This is a genomic window from Geobacillus sp. WSUCF1, assembly GCF_000422025.1.
GTDB classification, from domain to species: Bacteria; Bacillota; Bacilli; order Bacillales; family Anoxybacillaceae; genus Geobacillus; species Geobacillus zalihae.
The window spans coordinates 1-14719 of the sequence record NZ_ATCO01000071.1 but is presented as its reverse complement, the minus strand read 5'-3'; the positions used below and the strand labels follow the sequence as shown (position 1 = coordinate 14719).

10 protein-coding genes and 2 pseudogenes are annotated in these 14719 nt (G+C 54.1%); 8 read left to right on the top strand and 4 right to left on the bottom strand.

All coding sequences use genetic code 11. The annotated features are described in order from the left end of the window. Positions 1-137 precede the first annotated feature (137 nt). On the top strand, positions 138-1307 hold the full coding sequence (locus I656_RS08625) for a cation:proton antiporter (RefSeq protein ID WP_174520670.1): 1170 nt from the start codon (positions 138-140) through the stop codon (positions 1305-1307). 90 nt (positions 1308-1397) lie between these two features. Here the strand turns inward: I656_RS08625 and I656_RS19730 are convergent, their stop codons facing one another. Next, positions 1398-1526 (bottom strand): hypothetical protein, encoded by a 129-nt coding sequence (locus I656_RS19730; protein ID WP_015374282.1) that lies wholly within the window; start codon positions 1524-1526, stop codon positions 1398-1400. Positions 1527-1727: 201 nt separating this feature from the next. On the opposite strand from I656_RS19730, the gene glcT reads away from it, so the two are divergent. The 4 genes from glcT to ptsP all read left to right on the top strand — a co-directional run bounded on the left by glcT (position 1728) and on the right by ptsP (position 6950). Next, positions 1728-2585: a glucose PTS transporter transcription antiterminator GlcT gene (gene glcT / locus I656_RS08630; protein WP_033005503.1), complete on the top strand. Its 858-nt coding sequence runs from the start codon at positions 1728-1730 to the stop codon at positions 2583-2585. 231 nt (positions 2586-2816) lie between these two features. Next, positions 2817-4841, top strand: a complete 2025-nt coding sequence (gene ptsG, locus I656_RS08635) for a glucose-specific PTS transporter subunit IIBC (RefSeq protein ID WP_033005500.1) — start codon at positions 2817-2819, stop codon at positions 4839-4841. A gap of 106 nt (positions 4842-4947) precedes the next feature. Then, positions 4948-5214, top strand: coding sequence for a phosphocarrier protein HPr (locus I656_RS08640; RefSeq protein WP_011230496.1), 267 nt, complete (start codon positions 4948-4950; stop codon positions 5212-5214). Then, complete coding sequence (gene ptsP / locus I656_RS08645; protein ID WP_015374285.1) at positions 5214-6950, top strand: phosphoenolpyruvate--protein phosphotransferase; 1737 nt, start codon at positions 5214-5216, stop codon at positions 6948-6950. The genes I656_RS08640 and ptsP overlap by 1 nt, the downstream gene beginning before the upstream one ends. Positions 6951-6998: 48 nt before the next feature. On the opposite strand, the gene yyaC is transcribed toward ptsP, so the two are convergent. The 3 genes and pseudogenes from yyaC to I656_RS08655 form a co-directional block, all read right to left on the bottom strand. Beyond that, positions 6999-7550: a spore protease YyaC gene (yyaC, locus tag I656_RS08650; protein WP_020754921.1), complete on the bottom strand. Its 552-nt coding sequence runs from the start codon at positions 7548-7550 to the stop codon at positions 6999-7001. A gap of 81 nt (positions 7551-7631) precedes the next feature. Continuing rightward, positions 7632-8311 (bottom strand): annotated as a pseudogene (locus I656_RS0115455) (GNAT family N-acetyltransferase). A gap of 73 nt (positions 8312-8384) precedes the next feature. Next, complete coding sequence (locus I656_RS08655) at positions 8385-8585, bottom strand: YbxH family protein (protein WP_014195319.1); 201 nt, start codon at positions 8583-8585, stop codon at positions 8385-8387. A 145-nt stretch (positions 8586-8730) separates the two neighbouring features. Between I656_RS08655 and I656_RS0115450 the strand changes: the two are divergent. From I656_RS0115450 to I656_RS08665, 3 genes and pseudogenes are all read left to right on the top strand, one after another. After that, positions 8731-10706: pseudogene (locus I656_RS0115450) on the top strand (methyl-accepting chemotaxis protein). 602 nt (positions 10707-11308) lie between these two features. Next, a complete protein-coding gene (locus tag I656_RS08660; protein ID WP_033005498.1) occupies positions 11309-14161 on the top strand; it encodes a 2-oxoglutarate dehydrogenase E1 component in 2853 nt (950 codons plus the stop codon). A 31-nt stretch (positions 14162-14192) separates the two neighbouring features. Then, the coding region (locus I656_RS08665; protein ID WP_020754914.1) for a biotin/lipoyl-containing protein at positions 14193-14719 on the top strand (527 nt) is incomplete at its 3' end.

The following is a 14719-nucleotide window of genomic DNA, read 5'->3' as shown; positions in this document are numbered from 1 at the left end:
CAGTTGTTTAGGGTCGAAACTGCCGATCGTGCAGGGAACGATTCCGACTTAGCTTTGCTTGAAGTGGGAGACTTCTTTCGGAAATCCGTTAAAAATGAAACCTATTGCACATGATAAACGTAGTTTGGGGAGGGATAATGGGAAAAGGATGTGATGGTGTGTTCATCGCCCAACTGGCAGTCATTTTGTTCGCCGCCAAACTTGCCGGCGATCTTGCCGTGCGCCTTGGCCAGCCCGCCGTGCTCGGCAAGCTGCTCATCGGCATTGTGCTTGGTCCGAGCGTGCTCGGTGTGATCGAGGATACCGACCTTTTGCAGGAGTTAAGCCAAATCGGCGTCATTTTGCTTATGTTTATCGCCGGCCTTGAGACGGATATGGACCAGTTTCGGCGCACTGGAAAAGCTGCTGTGGCGGTCGGAGTGCTCGGCATTCTCGTTCCGCTGCTCGCCGGGTATGCGGCTAGCGCAGCGTTCGGCATGGAAACCGGCACAGCTCTTTTCCTCGGACTTTTGCTGTCCGCAACGAGCGTCAGCATTTCCGTGCAGGCGCTCAAAGAGATGGGACAGCTGCAATCGAAGGAAGGATCCGCGATTCTCGGCGCGGCGGTCATCGACGACGTGCTGGTCGTCATTGCCTTGGCGTTTTTATTAAGCCTAACTGGCGGCGACGTCGAGCTTGGTGCGGTCGTGCTGAAAAAAGCTGTTTTTTTTGCCGTCGCCATTTTGCTCGCTTGGAAAGCCATCCCGCTCGTATTAAAGTGGTTTGCCCCGTTGCGTGTGACAGAGGCGGTCGTCTCAGCCGGGCTGGTCATCTGTTTTGCCTTTGCCTATTTTGCTGAGGCGATGGGGGTGGCGGCGATCATCGGCGCCTATATGGCCGGGCTTGGCGCGAGTTTTACGGACTATCGGGAAGAAGTATTTGAGAAAGTGGAAACGATCGCCTATTCTTTGTTTGTCCCTGTCTTTTTTACCTCCATCGGGGTTGCGGCCGACTTTTCCGGCATCGTCGAGCATTGGCCGCTGATTGTCGGTTGGAGTGCGCTCGCGATTTTGACAAAGCTTGTCGGCGCCGCGCTGGGGGCAAAATGGGCCGGATTTTCGTGGGGAAGCTCGCTGGCGGTAGGTGCTGGCATGGTGTCGCGCGGTGAGGTGGCGCTCATCATCGCCGGCATCGGCTTGGAAGCCGGCCTGCTTGATGGAGACATGTTTGCGGTCATGATCATCGTCGTATTGGTAACGACTGTTGTGACGCCGCCATTATTGAAGATGATTTTCAGCCGTCTTCATCCGGTGCGCCGGACGGCCTAGTCGCCGTCGAAGTGGGCGGCCGGGCCGATGGCCGGCGCTATAGCGGCAAAACAGCGGGGCTGTCCCCAAGAAAGGGCAGCCTCGCTGTCGCTACGAGCGGTTCTTTTTCGCTTGTTTGGCCGTATCCACGCTGTCTTTGGCCATTTCTGCCTCCGCCTTGGAGACGGTCGGGTTGGCTGTTTCTTGGCTCACCTTGTTTTGTCTCCCTTTGTTCGACATGCGATCCCCTCCTTTCGGCCCGTTTCGCTCCGCTTGCCGTATGCCCGCAAAACCTTTCCTCCCTCCCAGCCCTCTTATTAGTATGTCGAGAAGAGCATCTCCCCATCCAAAAAACGTCATTGAGAGCGATGGCCCGTCCGGTTTATAATGTAGTCTGCATAGACTAGCGGCAGACGATGGGTGCGGAAAGGAGGGAGCCTGATGGAACAGCCGTTTCGCGTCGAAAAAACGCTCAACAATAACGTGTTAATCGCTTCCCATCCGGCGTATGGCGAAGTCGTCCTGCTTGGCAAAGGAATCGGCTTCGGCAAAAAACGGGGGGACGAGATTGCGAAGAGCGCTGTGGAAAAATGTTTCGTTCTGAAAAACGAACGCGAACAAGAGCAATACAAAAAGCTGCTTCCGGAATTGAGCGAAGAATTCATCGCCCTCATGAGCGAGGTGGTTCAACATATTCAGCAACGCGTGGGCGCACCGCTCGACGAGCACATCCATGTGGCGCTGACGGACCATATCGCCTTTACATTAAAGCGGCTTGAGCAAGGATTGGACGTCAAAAACCCGTTTTTGGCTGAGACGAAAAGCTTGTATCCGTTGGAATATGAAATTGCCCATGAAGTGGCCCGCACGATTGAACAAAAGCTCGGAGTCTCCCTGCCTGAAGGGGAGACAGGCTTTATTGCTCTTCATATTCATAGCGCGATTTCGAAACGAAGCGTGTCGGAAGCGAATCGATATTCCCAGCTCATTGCTGACCTTGTCAAGATCGTCGAGCAACAGCTTGGCGTTGACATCGACCGCGAGAGCGTTCATTATTTGCGTTTCGTCCGCCATTTGCGCTATGCGATTGAGCGGATGAAAAAAGGTGAAAAAGTCGAAGAACCAAAAAATTTGTCGAAAATCTTGAAGGAAGCGTATCCATTGTGCTATAATCTAGCATGGAAGTTGGTTAAGGTCATGCAGCAAACGCTTCATCTGCCGGCGGACGATGCCGAGGCGGTCTATTTGACGTTGCATTTGCAACGGCTGGCGGAGAAAAAGAACAATACAACTGCATAGGTTGTCTCGCTTTACGTGTTACTGACTCGATCAGGCATGAGTAAAGAGGGCAAATAAGGCGGCAACAGCTGCGAATGTATGCGCGCTGTTGTAAGCGTTCTTTTTGCCTCTCTTTAGTCATGCCTTTTTTATTGCGCCGATGCCCCTCGGAAGCGTCCGCTCCATTTTCGATACATGAATCGGCTGTTTGCTGCAAAACTTAAGAAAAGGAACCTAAAGGAGGTTATGAAGATGAAGCGAGCGTTTGGCACGCTGCAAAAAGTCGGGAGAGCGCTCATGTTGCCGGTGGCGATTTTGCCGGCGGCCGGGATTTTGCTGGCGTTTGGCAATGCGTTGAAAAACCCGGCGCTCACGGATAAAATTCCCGCATTAAAAGCCGATTGGGTCGTGCTCGTCTCCAACGTGATGGAGCAAGCGGGCGGCATCGTCTTCTCCAACTTGTCGCTCTTGTTTGCGGTCGGCGTAGCGATCGGCCTTGCCGGCGGGGACGGAGTCGCAGGCTTGGCGGCGATCATCGGCTACTTGATTATGAACGTGACGATGAGCGTCATCTTAGGTGTAACGGCCGATATGGTCGGCGCTGACCCGTCGTATGCCAACATTCTCGGCATCCCGACGCTGCAAACCGGCGTCTTTGGGGGGATTATCGTCGGGATTTTGGCCGCCTACATGTACAACAAATACTTCAATATCGAACTGCCGCAATATCTCGGCTTTTTTGCCGGCAAGCGGTTCGTGCCGATCGTGACGGCGGCGTCTGCGGTCGTGCTTGGCATTATCATGACATTCATCTGGCCGCCGATTCAGCACGGGCTCAATGCGTTTTCGCACAATATGATCGATGCGAACAAACCGTTGGCCGCCTTTATTTTCGGCGTCATCGAACGGGCGTTGATTCCGTTTGGCTTGCATCATATTTTCTATGCACCGTTTTGGTTTGAATTTGGCGAATACGTCAATAAAGCCGGGCAAGTGGTCCATGGCGACCAAAAAATCTTTTTCGAGCAGCTGAAAGACGGCGTGGAACTGACGGCCGGCACGTTCATGACCGGGAAGTTTCCGTTTATGATGTTCGGCCTTCCGGCAGCGGCGCTTGCCATCTACCATGAAGCGCGGCCAGAAAACAAAAAAGTTGTGGCCGGCATTATGGGATCGGCTGCGTTGACATCGTTTTTGACTGGGATTACCGAACCGATCGAATTTTCGTTCTTGTTTGTCGCTCCGGTGCTGTTTGCCATTCACTGCGTTTTTGCCGGCTTGTCGTTTATGATCATGCACTTGTTGAACGTCAAAATCGGGATGACGTTCTCCGGCGGGGTCATTGACTTCTTGCTGTTTGGCGTTCTGCCAAACCGGACGGCATGGTGGCTCGTCATTCCGGTCGGCTTGGTGTTTGCCGTGATTTATTATTTCGGGTTCCGCTTTGCGATCCGCAAATGGGATTTGGCGACGCCGGGCCGGGAAAAAACGGTCGAGGAAGCACCGAAAGCCGAGGCGGCCGCTGCTGGCGACCTGCCGTATGAAGTGCTCGCTGCTCTTGGCGGAAAGGAAAACATCGAACATTTGGACGCCTGCATTACACGTTTGCGCGTGTCGGTCCATGACATTGGCCAAGTCGATAAAGACCGCCTGAAGGCGCTTGGCGCTGCCGGGGTGCTGGAAGTCGGCAACAACGTGCAAGCGATTTTCGGTCCGAAATCGGATATGTTAAAAGGGCAAATTCAAGACATCATGCAAGGAAAAGCGCCGGCCCGTGCGGCGGAAGAAGAAAAGCCGAAAACAGCGGCTTCGGAAGCCGCGGAGTCCGAAACGATCGCTTCGCCGATGTCCGGAGAAATCGTTCCGCTCGCTGAAGTGCCGGACCAAGTGTTTTCGCAAAAAATGATGGGCGATGGGTTCGCAGTCATGCCGACGGACGGCACGGTCGTCTCTCCGGTTGATGGGAAGATCATCAACGTCTTTCCGACGAAGCACGCCATTGGCATTCAGTCGGCCGGCGGGCATGAAATTTTGATCCACGTCGGCATCGATACGGTGAAGCTGAACGGCCAAGGGTTTGAAGCGCTTGTGAAGGAAGGCGACGAAGTGAAAAAAGGACAGCCGATTTTGCGCGTCGACCTTGATTATGTCAAACAGAACGCCCCATCGATCGTCACACCGGTGATTTTCACGAATCTCCAAGCCGGCGAAACGGTTCACGTCAACAAGCAAGGCTCAGTTGCTCGAGGAGAAGACGCTGTTGTGACGATCCGCTAAGCTGCTTATTCGCCGCGGGGCGGGGACAAGCATTTTCCGTTGCCTTCCCGCCCCTGCATTTGATATGATGGCAAAGAAAAAATTGAAGAAAAGGGGAATGATGAACATGGCAGAAAAAACGTTTAAAGTCGTTTCTGATTCCGGCATCCACGCTCGTCCGGCGACGATTTTGGTGCAAACGGCGAGCAAATTCAACAGCGAAATCCAGCTTGAGTACAACGGCAAAACGGTGAACTTGAAATCGATCATGGGCGTCATGTCGTTAGGCATTCCGAAAGGGGCAACGATCAAAATCACGGCAGAAGGGGCCGATGCGGCGGAAGCAATGGCGGCGTTAACGGATACGTTGGCGAAAGAAGGTCTTGCAGAATAATGGGAAACGCAATCCGTGAAAAAACGATCCATGGGATTGCTGCATCGAGCGGTATTGCCATCGCGAAGGCATACCGCTTAGAAACCCCTGATTTGGCAGCCGAAAAACGGGCTGTTGCCGATGTTGAAGCGGAAGTAGCGCGGCTTGAGGCGGCGGTGGCGAAAGCGAAAGAAGAGCTGGAAGCCATCAAGCAGCATGCCTTGGAAAAGCTTGGCGAAGATAAAGCGGCCATTTTTGCCGCCCACTTGCTTGTGCTTGACGACCCAGAATTGTTGAACCCGATTAAAGAAAAAATTCAAACGGAGCGCGTCAATGCCGAGTACGCTCTCGATGAAACCGCCTCGTTTTTCATCTCGATGTTCGAGGCGATGGACAATGAATATATGAAAGAACGGGCCGCTGACATCCGCGATGTGACAAAGCGCGTCCTCGCCCATCTGCTTGGCGTCACAATCTCGAACCCGAGCCTCATTTCTGAGGAAGTCGTGATCATCGCGGAAGACTTGACGCCATCCGATACGGCGCAGCTGAACCGCCAATATGTGAAAGGATTTGCCACCGACATCGGCGGGCGGACGTCGCATTCAGCAATTATGGCCCGTTCGCTCGAAATCCCTGCCGTCGTCGGCACGAAGACGGTGACGGCGGAAGTAAAAAACGGCGACATCGTCATTGTCGATGGGCTCGACGGCCAAGTAATCATCAATCCATCGCCGGAGTTGCTCGCCCAATATGAACAAAAACGGGCCCGCTATGAGGCGCAAAAGGCAGAATGGGCGAAACTCGTTCACGAGGCGACCGTGACGGCTGACGGCATTCATGTCGAGCTGGCTGCCAACATCGGCACGCCAGACGATGTGAAAGGAGCGTTGGCGAACGGAGCGGAAGGAATCGGATTGTATCGCACAGAATTTCTATACATGGGACGCTCGGAACTGCCGACGGAAGACGAACAGTTTGTGGCTTACAAAACGGTGCTGGAACAAATGAATGGCAAGCCGGTCGTTGTGCGGACGCTTGACATTGGCGGCGACAAAGAGCTGCCGTATTTGCAGCTGCCGAAAGAAATGAATCCGTTCTTAGGGTTCCGGGCGATCCGCCTTTGCCTTGAGATGCAAGACATGTTTCGGACGCAGCTGCGCGCCTTGTTGCGGGCGAGTGTGTACGGCAATTTGAAAATCATGTTCCCGATGATTGCGACGCTCGATGAATTCCGCCAAGCGAAAGCCATTTTGCTTGAAGAAAAAGAGGCGCTCCTCCGCCAAGGGGTTGCCGTTGCGGATGGAATTGAAGTCGGCATGATGGTGGAAATCCCGGCAGCTGCCGTCATGGCGGACCAGTTTGCGAAAGAAGTCGATTTCTTCAGCATTGGAACGAACGACCTGATCCAATATACGATGGCGGCCGATCGGATGAATGAGCGGGTTGCGTATTTGTACCAGCCGTACAACCCGGCGATTTTGCGGCTCATCAGCCACGTGATCGATGCCGCCCATCGCGAAGGAAAATGGGTCGGGATGTGCGGAGAAATGGCCGGCGACCCGATCGCGATTCCGATTTTGCTTGCCCTTGGCCTTGATGAGTTCAGCATGAGCGCCACCTCGATTTTGCCGGCGCGCGCTCAGTTGAAACAATTGTCGAAAGAAGAGGCGGCTCGCATCAAAGAAACGGTGTTGTCGCTCGGCACGGCTGAGGAAGTCGTGTCGTTTGTCAAACGAACATTTTCACTTGCCTGAATGAAAGCGCGGCGACGTTTACGTTCGCCGCGCTTTTTTCGTTTTGCGTTATGCCAACAGCGGCGTCGACGATTCATAGCCATACCGCTGCCGGACCGTAAGCGAAAGGCCGATAGCGATAACTTTCGCCATTTGGTAAACTATGTGCAAATTCGTATACGGAAGCGCGCTTACATCGGCCGTGTCCTCCATCATGACTCCCATGACGCTGATGTCTCCGACCGGTGGCAGCGATTTGCCGAGCGCCGTGCCAGGGGAAAGGGCGCCAGGGCGGATGGCGATCGTATGGACAAACGGCTGCGGCCCGACAATGCTGTCGATTGCCACCACATACGCTCCGCGCTCGTGTTGCAGCCGCTCGGAAACACGATGGATGTTCGTTGCATCGACAGGCTTCCTAAGTGTACCGATGACGGTCAAATGATCCGGATAAGCGTTTTCCAGCAGCGTGCCGACGAACGGCCCTAAGCTGTCGCCGTTGATGCGGTTGCTGCCGATGCAAACGACGGTCAAACGGGAAATGTGCGCTGGCAGCAGGGAAAACAATTCATTGCGAATAAGCAAAGGAGCAAGCGGATCACTATACAAAATCGATTTCATCGGCCGCGATTCCTTTCCGTCGGTCGTTCTCCTTTTCTTAGTTCGCGGCCGATGCGGGTGATTCCTTTTTTTTCGTTTCTGTCAATTGTGTCCTTGTTTTTGCTTGAACGGATTGCGCCATTCCATTAACACGGCATGGTTGAGCGATTCTTCGTCTTCTAAATAATTACGGACAATCGCAAGCGGCGTTCGCCCGCAACGGAGCAAAAATGTAATGACCGGATCGTTCAGCTCGCCAGCAACGACTTTGTCGATGTAGGCTTCCGGCGATAGTTCAGCCGCATGTCGATGGTAGCCAGGCATCCGCCCGCCGCCGAGCAGCCGGTCAAGGCCGAGATGGACGACGACTTCATACATCGACTGCATGAGCACTTGCCGAGGCCGAGCTTCCGGTATGGCGGCGAGACGCAAATGTCGACGACATACAGCGTGTTGCCATCCGGGCGGTGGTTGCGGATGTAGCCGCCGTCGGTGATCTCTTCCCATGTATGATCGGCATGGGCTGGATCAAAATCAACGATCAAGCCGGTCATCGATCCGACGATGCGCCCTTCGACTTCGACGCAAAGCGCTCCTTCGGGAAACAAGGTGACATGGTTGGTTAATTGTTCCTCGTTCCACCACAACTCCGATGGAAACGGGGGCGGAAAACTTTCTTGCTGCACGCGGATGAGATCAGCAAAGTCGTCTGTCGTATAGTTGCGGATGACCGCTTCGCGCGGGGTGTTGCCGTCAAAGACGTATAAACGTTTATCGTACATGCCGATCCCCCTTGCTTTTTTACCTTCATCATAACGGAAAACGCGAAAAAATGGCAAGAAAAGCCTCCGACAACTAACAGCGGCCGGAGGTTTTTTGCTCGACATACTCGCTCACAAGCGCTTCGATTTGCTGTTCATCGGGCTTTTCGCCGCAAAATGCAAACTCAATTTCCTCAATCAATTCACCGTCGCGATAAACGTGCAGCGCCCCTTTTTGCAGCAAGACGCTGTATTCGATCTCAAATATATAGCCCTCATGTTCAATCGCGCCCATTGTGGTTCACCTGCCTACGTTTAATGTCCCACAGGCGCGGCTCTCTATGTATGAATAAGAAGCTCATCCTATAGACGCAGGACGATTGTCCTTTTATAATGGACGTGGTTCGACAAAAAGAGGAAACAGAGGGGAGAAATAGAGAGTGTTCCGGACATTGCGCAGCAAATTGATCGTCTTGATGGCTTTATTGTTAGTGATTTCATTGGCAGCAACACAACTCGTTGGGGTTGTGCAAATGCGGAAGATGGTGGATGCTGACGTGAAACAGCGGGCGCAGACGGCGCTTGACGGACTGCTCGGCGATATTCGCGACAGTTTTCAAAGTGAGGAGAATAGCTTAGTGCAATTCAGTGAATCGCCGTTGGCTTTGCAAATGGTTCAAGATGAAAAAATGTGGCTGCAGCTTGAGAAACAGTTCCGCACGTTTTTGCGCCTGCATGAGAATGTGCAATTCATCTATATTGGCACGGAGCAGAAGAAAATGTATATATCGCCGATGACAGAGCTCCCGGACGGATACGATCCGACGAGCCGCCCGTGGTATAAAGCGGCGATGAAGCGGCCGGATGAAGTGGTGTGGACCGAACCGTACGTCGATGCGATTACCGGCAAGCACGTTGTGACGTTGGCCAAAGCGGTGAGCGAAAACGGCCGCATTGCTGCGGTCATCGGCATCGATATGACGCTCGATGCGGTGACAAGAATCGTCAATGCGAGAGACGTCGGCTATCACGCTATCCGGTGCTGTTTGACGCGAAAGGGACGGCGGTCGTCCACCCTCAATATAAGGGGAAAAACATGGCGAAAAACGCGACGGTCCGCTATATGCTCGAGCATGAAAAAGGAATGCACGAATACGAGCAAGACGGCGAACGGCAGGTGATTTACTTCACTACGATTCCAGAGCTCGGCTGGAAAGTCGGCGCTGTCTATAGAGAAAGCGATTTATCCGCGATGAGCCGCTCACTTGGGATGACGATGCTTGTCATTACGGTGATTGCGTTCATCATCGCTTTGGTCGTCGTTTATTTCTTGGCGCGCTCGATCACAAGGCCGATTGTGGCGCTGCAAGAGCAAGTCGAAAAGGCGGCGGGCGGCGACTTGACGGTGCACGCGCGCATCACTGCCAAAGATGAGATTGGCCGCCTCGCCCGCCACTTCAATGACATGATCGACCATATGCGGATGCTGATTAGCGAGGTGAACCGCTCGGTCAATGAATTGGCCGTTTCGGCCGACCATTTGAGCGCTGTCTCCGAAGAAACGATGGCCACAAGCGAACAAGTGGCGAAAGCGATCGGCGAAATCGCCAAAGGAACGACCGATCAAGCAGGAAGCCTTGATACGATCAATGAGCGGACGACGGCGCTGTCGCAGCAAATCGAAGCGGTCACGAATGCGACGGCTGGCATGGAGTCGCTGTCCGATGAAACGAAAACCGCGAGCTACGACGGCTTGGAGCATTTAAACATTTTGCAGAAAAAATCGGAGGAAGCGAAACATGAGCTGGAGTCAGTAGAAAACGTCATTAACGACCTTGTGAAAAAAATGAAAGAAATTGACGATGTCATTCAAACGATTACCGCCATTTCCGGGCAGACGAACTTGCTCGCGTTAAACGCCAGCATTGAGGCGGCGCGCGCCGGCGAGCACGGCAAAGGGTTCGCCGTTGTCGCGGACGAAGTGCGGAAGCTGGCGGAACAATCGGCGAAAGCGACGGAGATGATCCGCGCGACGATCGCCGCCATCCAGCAGCAAGCCGGGCTGGTGATGGAGGCGGTCCGCCGCTCCAAGCAGGCGTACGACGAACAGCGGGAAGCGGTGCACACGACCGGCGATTCATTTGTCAAAATCACTGGCATGATGGAGCAAGTGGCAACAGCGCTCGCTGGGATTATGGAGGAAGCAAAGCGGATGAACGCGAGCAAAGACGATGTCGTCGGGGCGATGCAAAACATCGCCGCCATCGCCCAACAAGCAGCGGCAGCGGCGGAAGAAGTGGCTGCTTCGGCTGATGATCAGTTGCAGGCGCTTTCGACGGTGACCGAATCGGCGGAGGCGTTAAGCGAAATGAGCCGGCAGTTGAAACAACTGGTTGAGAAGTTTAAGATTTCATAAAAAATGGAAGGCGTCCTAGCGGCAACGGGGCGCCTTTTTTATCATCTCCAGCCGAGAAGGCTCCCATTTCCGCGTGCGTAAGTGGGGGATGAAGCATCAAGGATGTTCCCTAACGCCGCCCAAAATAAAGAAGGATTTCGCTTGCTGTCTTCGTAAGACAACGGAACCGTGGGACACACGAGGATGGCTTGGCTGGCAAGCCTGTCGTGGAGCGGTTGTTCCAAAGAATCTCCCACCGCTAAACGTTTGCGCAGGCAAGAGAGCGTTCAATCATTTTCGAATAGGAGACTTTCACTTTCGCTTTGTACAGGGTGCAGTCCAAAAATAAGCGGGAGATGAATGTCGGTCGGCGTTTGCTTAAAATCATGAATGTCCCGCCGCCGTGCAGTCACGATCTTTTTTCTATTCATACAATGATAATAAGTGAAATTTTTTCAGCTTCTTCGTCGATTTTAGTGAGCGATAGTGCTAAAATAAATAGTGAAAACGTTTATACCGTTATTTTGCTGTACGTTTGGGGATGCTGGCAGCGCAATGAGGACTTTTATGCATAGCTGTTGCCAGCCCAAACGATGCGAAAACAAGGTGGAGGTTTTTTCACGATGGCAAAACAGACGAACTACGCTCAACCGTGGAGCCAGTTTTACGGGCCGAACCTCGGCTATGTCATCGACATGTATGAACAGTATCTCGATGACCCGGACAGTGTCGACCCGGAACTGAAACGATTATTCGAACAGTGGGGGGCGCCGGTCTTGGAAGAACCGGTTTCTCCTGCGGATGACGAAACAGCCAAAACGCATCAAACGTTCCGGCTGCCGGAAACGCCGAACGCCTTCAGCAAGCTTGTCGCCGCTGTCAAGCTGGCGGACAGCATTCGCCATTATGGCCATCTGGCTGCCGACACGAATCCGCTCGTCAAAGAAGAGAAAAAGCTGCGCCGTCTCGAGCTTGACGAGTACGATTTGACGGAAGAGGACTTAAAGCGCATTCCAGTTGCGTTCCTTTGCCCGCATGCTCCGGCCCATGTTCAAAACGGCTGGGATGCCATCTTGCACTTGCGCAAAGTTTATACCGATAAAATCGCGTTTGAATTCTCGCAAGTACATAATCTAGAAGAAAGGAACTGGCTCATCCAGCAAATTGAGTCCGGAGCGTACTATCCGAGCCTGGCGAACAAAGAGCGGGTCGCCTTGTTGCGCCGCTTGACGGAAGTCGAAGGGTTTGAAAAATTCATCCATCGGACGTACGTCGGGCAAAAGCGGTTTTCGATTGAGGGGCTTGACGCCATGGTGCCGCTTTTGGATGAGCTTGTCAGGCAGGCGATCGAACATGAAATCGACGCCGTCAACATCGGCATGGCGCACCGCGGCCGGTTGAACGTGCTGGCTCACGTGCTCGGCAAGCCGTACGAAATGATTTTCGCCGAGTTTCAGCATGCGGAAAGCAAAAATTTCATTCCGTCTGAAGGGTCAGTGGCGATCACGTACGGGTGGACGGGCGATGTCAAATACCACTTAGGAGCGGCGCGCCGCCTTCGCAATAAAAGCGCGCATACGATGCGGATTACGCTCGCTAACAACCCAAGCCATCTCGAAGTGGTCAATCCGGTTGTGCTTGGCTACACGCGCGCCGCGCAAGAAGATCGGACAAAACCAGGAGTGCCGGTGCAAAATATGGATGCGTCGTTTGCCATCTTGATTCACGGCGATGCCGCGTTCCCGGGACAAGGGATCGTCGCGGAAACGCTCAACTTAAGCCAGCTGCGCGGCTATACGACCGGCGGGACGATCCATATCATCGCCAATAACATGATCGGCTTTACGACGGAGAGTTACGATTCACGCTCGACGACGTATGCTTCCGATATGGCGAAAGGGTTTGAGGTGCCGATTGTGCACGTCAATGCCGACGACCCGGAGGCTTGTTTGGCGGCCGCATGCTTGGCGTTTGCCTACCGCCAGCGGTTTAAAAAAGACTTTGTCATTGACCTAATCGGTTACCGCCGCTTCGGTCATAATGAAATGGATGAGCCGATGGCGACGAACCCGACGATGTACGCGATCATCAACCAACATCCGACTGTGCGCAAGCTGTATGCGCAAAAATTGATGGAAAAAGGGATCATCACCGAGCGGGAAGTCGACGAAATGGAGCAAGAGGTGGCGGAACGGCTGAAAATCGCCTACGAGCGGGTGCCGAAAAACGAAGACGAGCTTGATTTCATCATGGATCCGCCCAAACCGGTCGTCGATCGGCTACCGGAAGTGAAAACAAGCGTGGCGAAAGACGTGCTCCATCGTGTGAACGAAGAATTGTTGCAGTTTCCGGACGGATTCAACGTCTTTAACAAGCTTGAGCGCATTTTAAAACGGCGAAGCGGCGTGTTTGCGCAAAACGGCAAAGTCGATTGGGCGCACGCGGAAATTTTGGCGTTCGCCACGATTTTGCAAGACGGGGTGCCGATCCGTCTGACTGGTCAAGATTCGCAGCGCGGCACGTTCGCACAGCGCCATTTAGTGCTGCATGACGTGAAAACCGGCAAAGAGTATGTGCCGCTTCACCATATCAGCGGCGCCAAAGCGTCATTTGTCGTGTACAACAGCCCGCTGACGGAAGCAGCCGTGCTCGGCTATGAATACGGCTACAACGTGTACGCGCCGGAGACGCTCGTGCTGTGGGAAGCGCAATTTGGCGACTTCGCCAACATGGCGCAAGTGATGTTTGATCAATTCATTTCATCCGGCCGGGCGAAATGGGGGCAAAAATCTGGGCTTGTCATGCTCTTGCCGCACGGCTACGAAGGGCAGGGCCCGGAACATTCAAGCGGCCGCGTCGAGCGCTTTTTGCAGCTGGCGGCGGAAAACAACTGGACGGTCGCCAACTTATCGACGGCCGCGCAATATTTCCATATTTTGCGGCGGCAGGCGGCGCTGTTGACAAGGGAAGAAGTTCGCCCGCTCATCATTATGACGCCGAAAAGTTTGCTCCGCCATCCGCTGGCGGAATCGGATGCGGAAGCGTTCGTTGACGGTGCGTTCTCGCCGGTGCTGGAACAGCCGGGATTGGGCGCTGACGCTGGCAAAGTGGAACGCATCGTGTTTGGCACCGGCAAATTGATGATCGATTTAGCCGAACAGATCGGCAAAACCGAAGGGCTCGATTGGCTACACGTCGTGCGCATTGAAGAGCTGTACCCATTCCCGGAAGAAGCAGTGAGAGACATCATCGCCCGCTATCCGAACGTCAAAGAGCTCGTCTGGGTGCAGGAAGAACCGAAAAACATGGGCGCGTGGACGTATATGGAGCCGCACCTGCGTGCCGTTGCCCCAGAAGGTGTCGATGTCAGCTATATCGGGCGGCGCCGGCGGGCGAGCCCGGCGGAAGGCGATCCGGTCGTCCACCGAAAAGAGCAGGAGCGCATCATCCGCTGTGCATTGACGAAGCATGAATGATGACTACGGAACATTTGAGGAGGGCATCAACGTGGCTGAGATCAAAGTCCCAGAGTTAGCAGAATCCATCACGGAGGGAACGATCGCCCAATGGCTGAAAAAACCGGGCGACTACGTGGAAAAAGGAGAATCGATTTGCGAGCTTGAAACGGATAAAGTGAACGTGGAAATTATGGCGGAAGAGTCGGGCGTTTTGCAACAGCTGCTTGCCAATGAAGGCGATACGGTTGCGGTCGGTCAAGCGATCGCCATTATCGGAGAAGGAGCGGCGTCGGCACCGCCTGCACCAGAGAAGGCGCCGCAGCTGGCCGAGGAACCAAAACCGGCTGTGCCGGTCGACCGTGCTGAGCAGCCAGCGCCGCAGCCGGTTGCGGTTGCCCAAGCGCCAGGCCAACGACCGATTGCTTCGCCGGCTGCTCGGAAAATGGCGCGTGAAAAAGGGATCGACTTGACGCAAGTGCCGACCGTTGATCCGCTTGGACGCGTGCGCAAACAAGACGTCGCCTCGTTTGCCGCCCAGCCGGCCGCCGCTCCGCAGCCGGCGCCGCAAGCCGCGCC

Excerpts from the sequence above, each read along its gene's own strand:
- I656_RS08660 (WP_033005498.1), top strand. The coding sequence starts at position 11,309 with ATGGCAAAACAGACGAACTACGCTCAACCGTGGAGCCAGTTTTACGGG.
- I656_RS19730 (WP_015374282.1), bottom strand. The coding sequence starts at position 1,526 with ATGTCGAACAAAGGGAGACAAAACAAGGTGAGCCAAGAAACAGCCAAC.
- glcT (WP_033005503.1), top strand. The coding sequence starts at position 1,728 with ATGGAACAGCCGTTTCGCGTCGAAAAAACGCTCAACAATAACGTGTTA.
- I656_RS08640 (WP_011230496.1), top strand. The coding sequence starts at position 4,948 with ATGGCAGAAAAAACGTTTAAAGTCGTTTCTGATTCCGGCATCCACGCT.
- I656_RS08655 (WP_014195319.1), bottom strand. The coding sequence starts at position 8,585 with ATGGGCGCGATTGAACATGAGGGCTATATATTTGAGATCGAATACAGC.
- ptsP (WP_015374285.1), top strand. The coding sequence starts at position 5,214 with ATGGGAAACGCAATCCGTGAAAAAACGATCCATGGGATTGCTGCATCG.
- yyaC (WP_020754921.1), bottom strand. The coding sequence starts at position 7,550 with ATGAAATCGATTTTGTATAGTGATCCGCTTGCTCCTTTGCTTATTCGC.
- I656_RS08625 (WP_174520670.1), top strand. The coding sequence starts at position 138 with ATGGGAAAAGGATGTGATGGTGTGTTCATCGCCCAACTGGCAGTCATT.
- ptsG (WP_033005500.1), top strand. The coding sequence starts at position 2,817 with ATGAAGCGAGCGTTTGGCACGCTGCAAAAAGTCGGGAGAGCGCTCATG.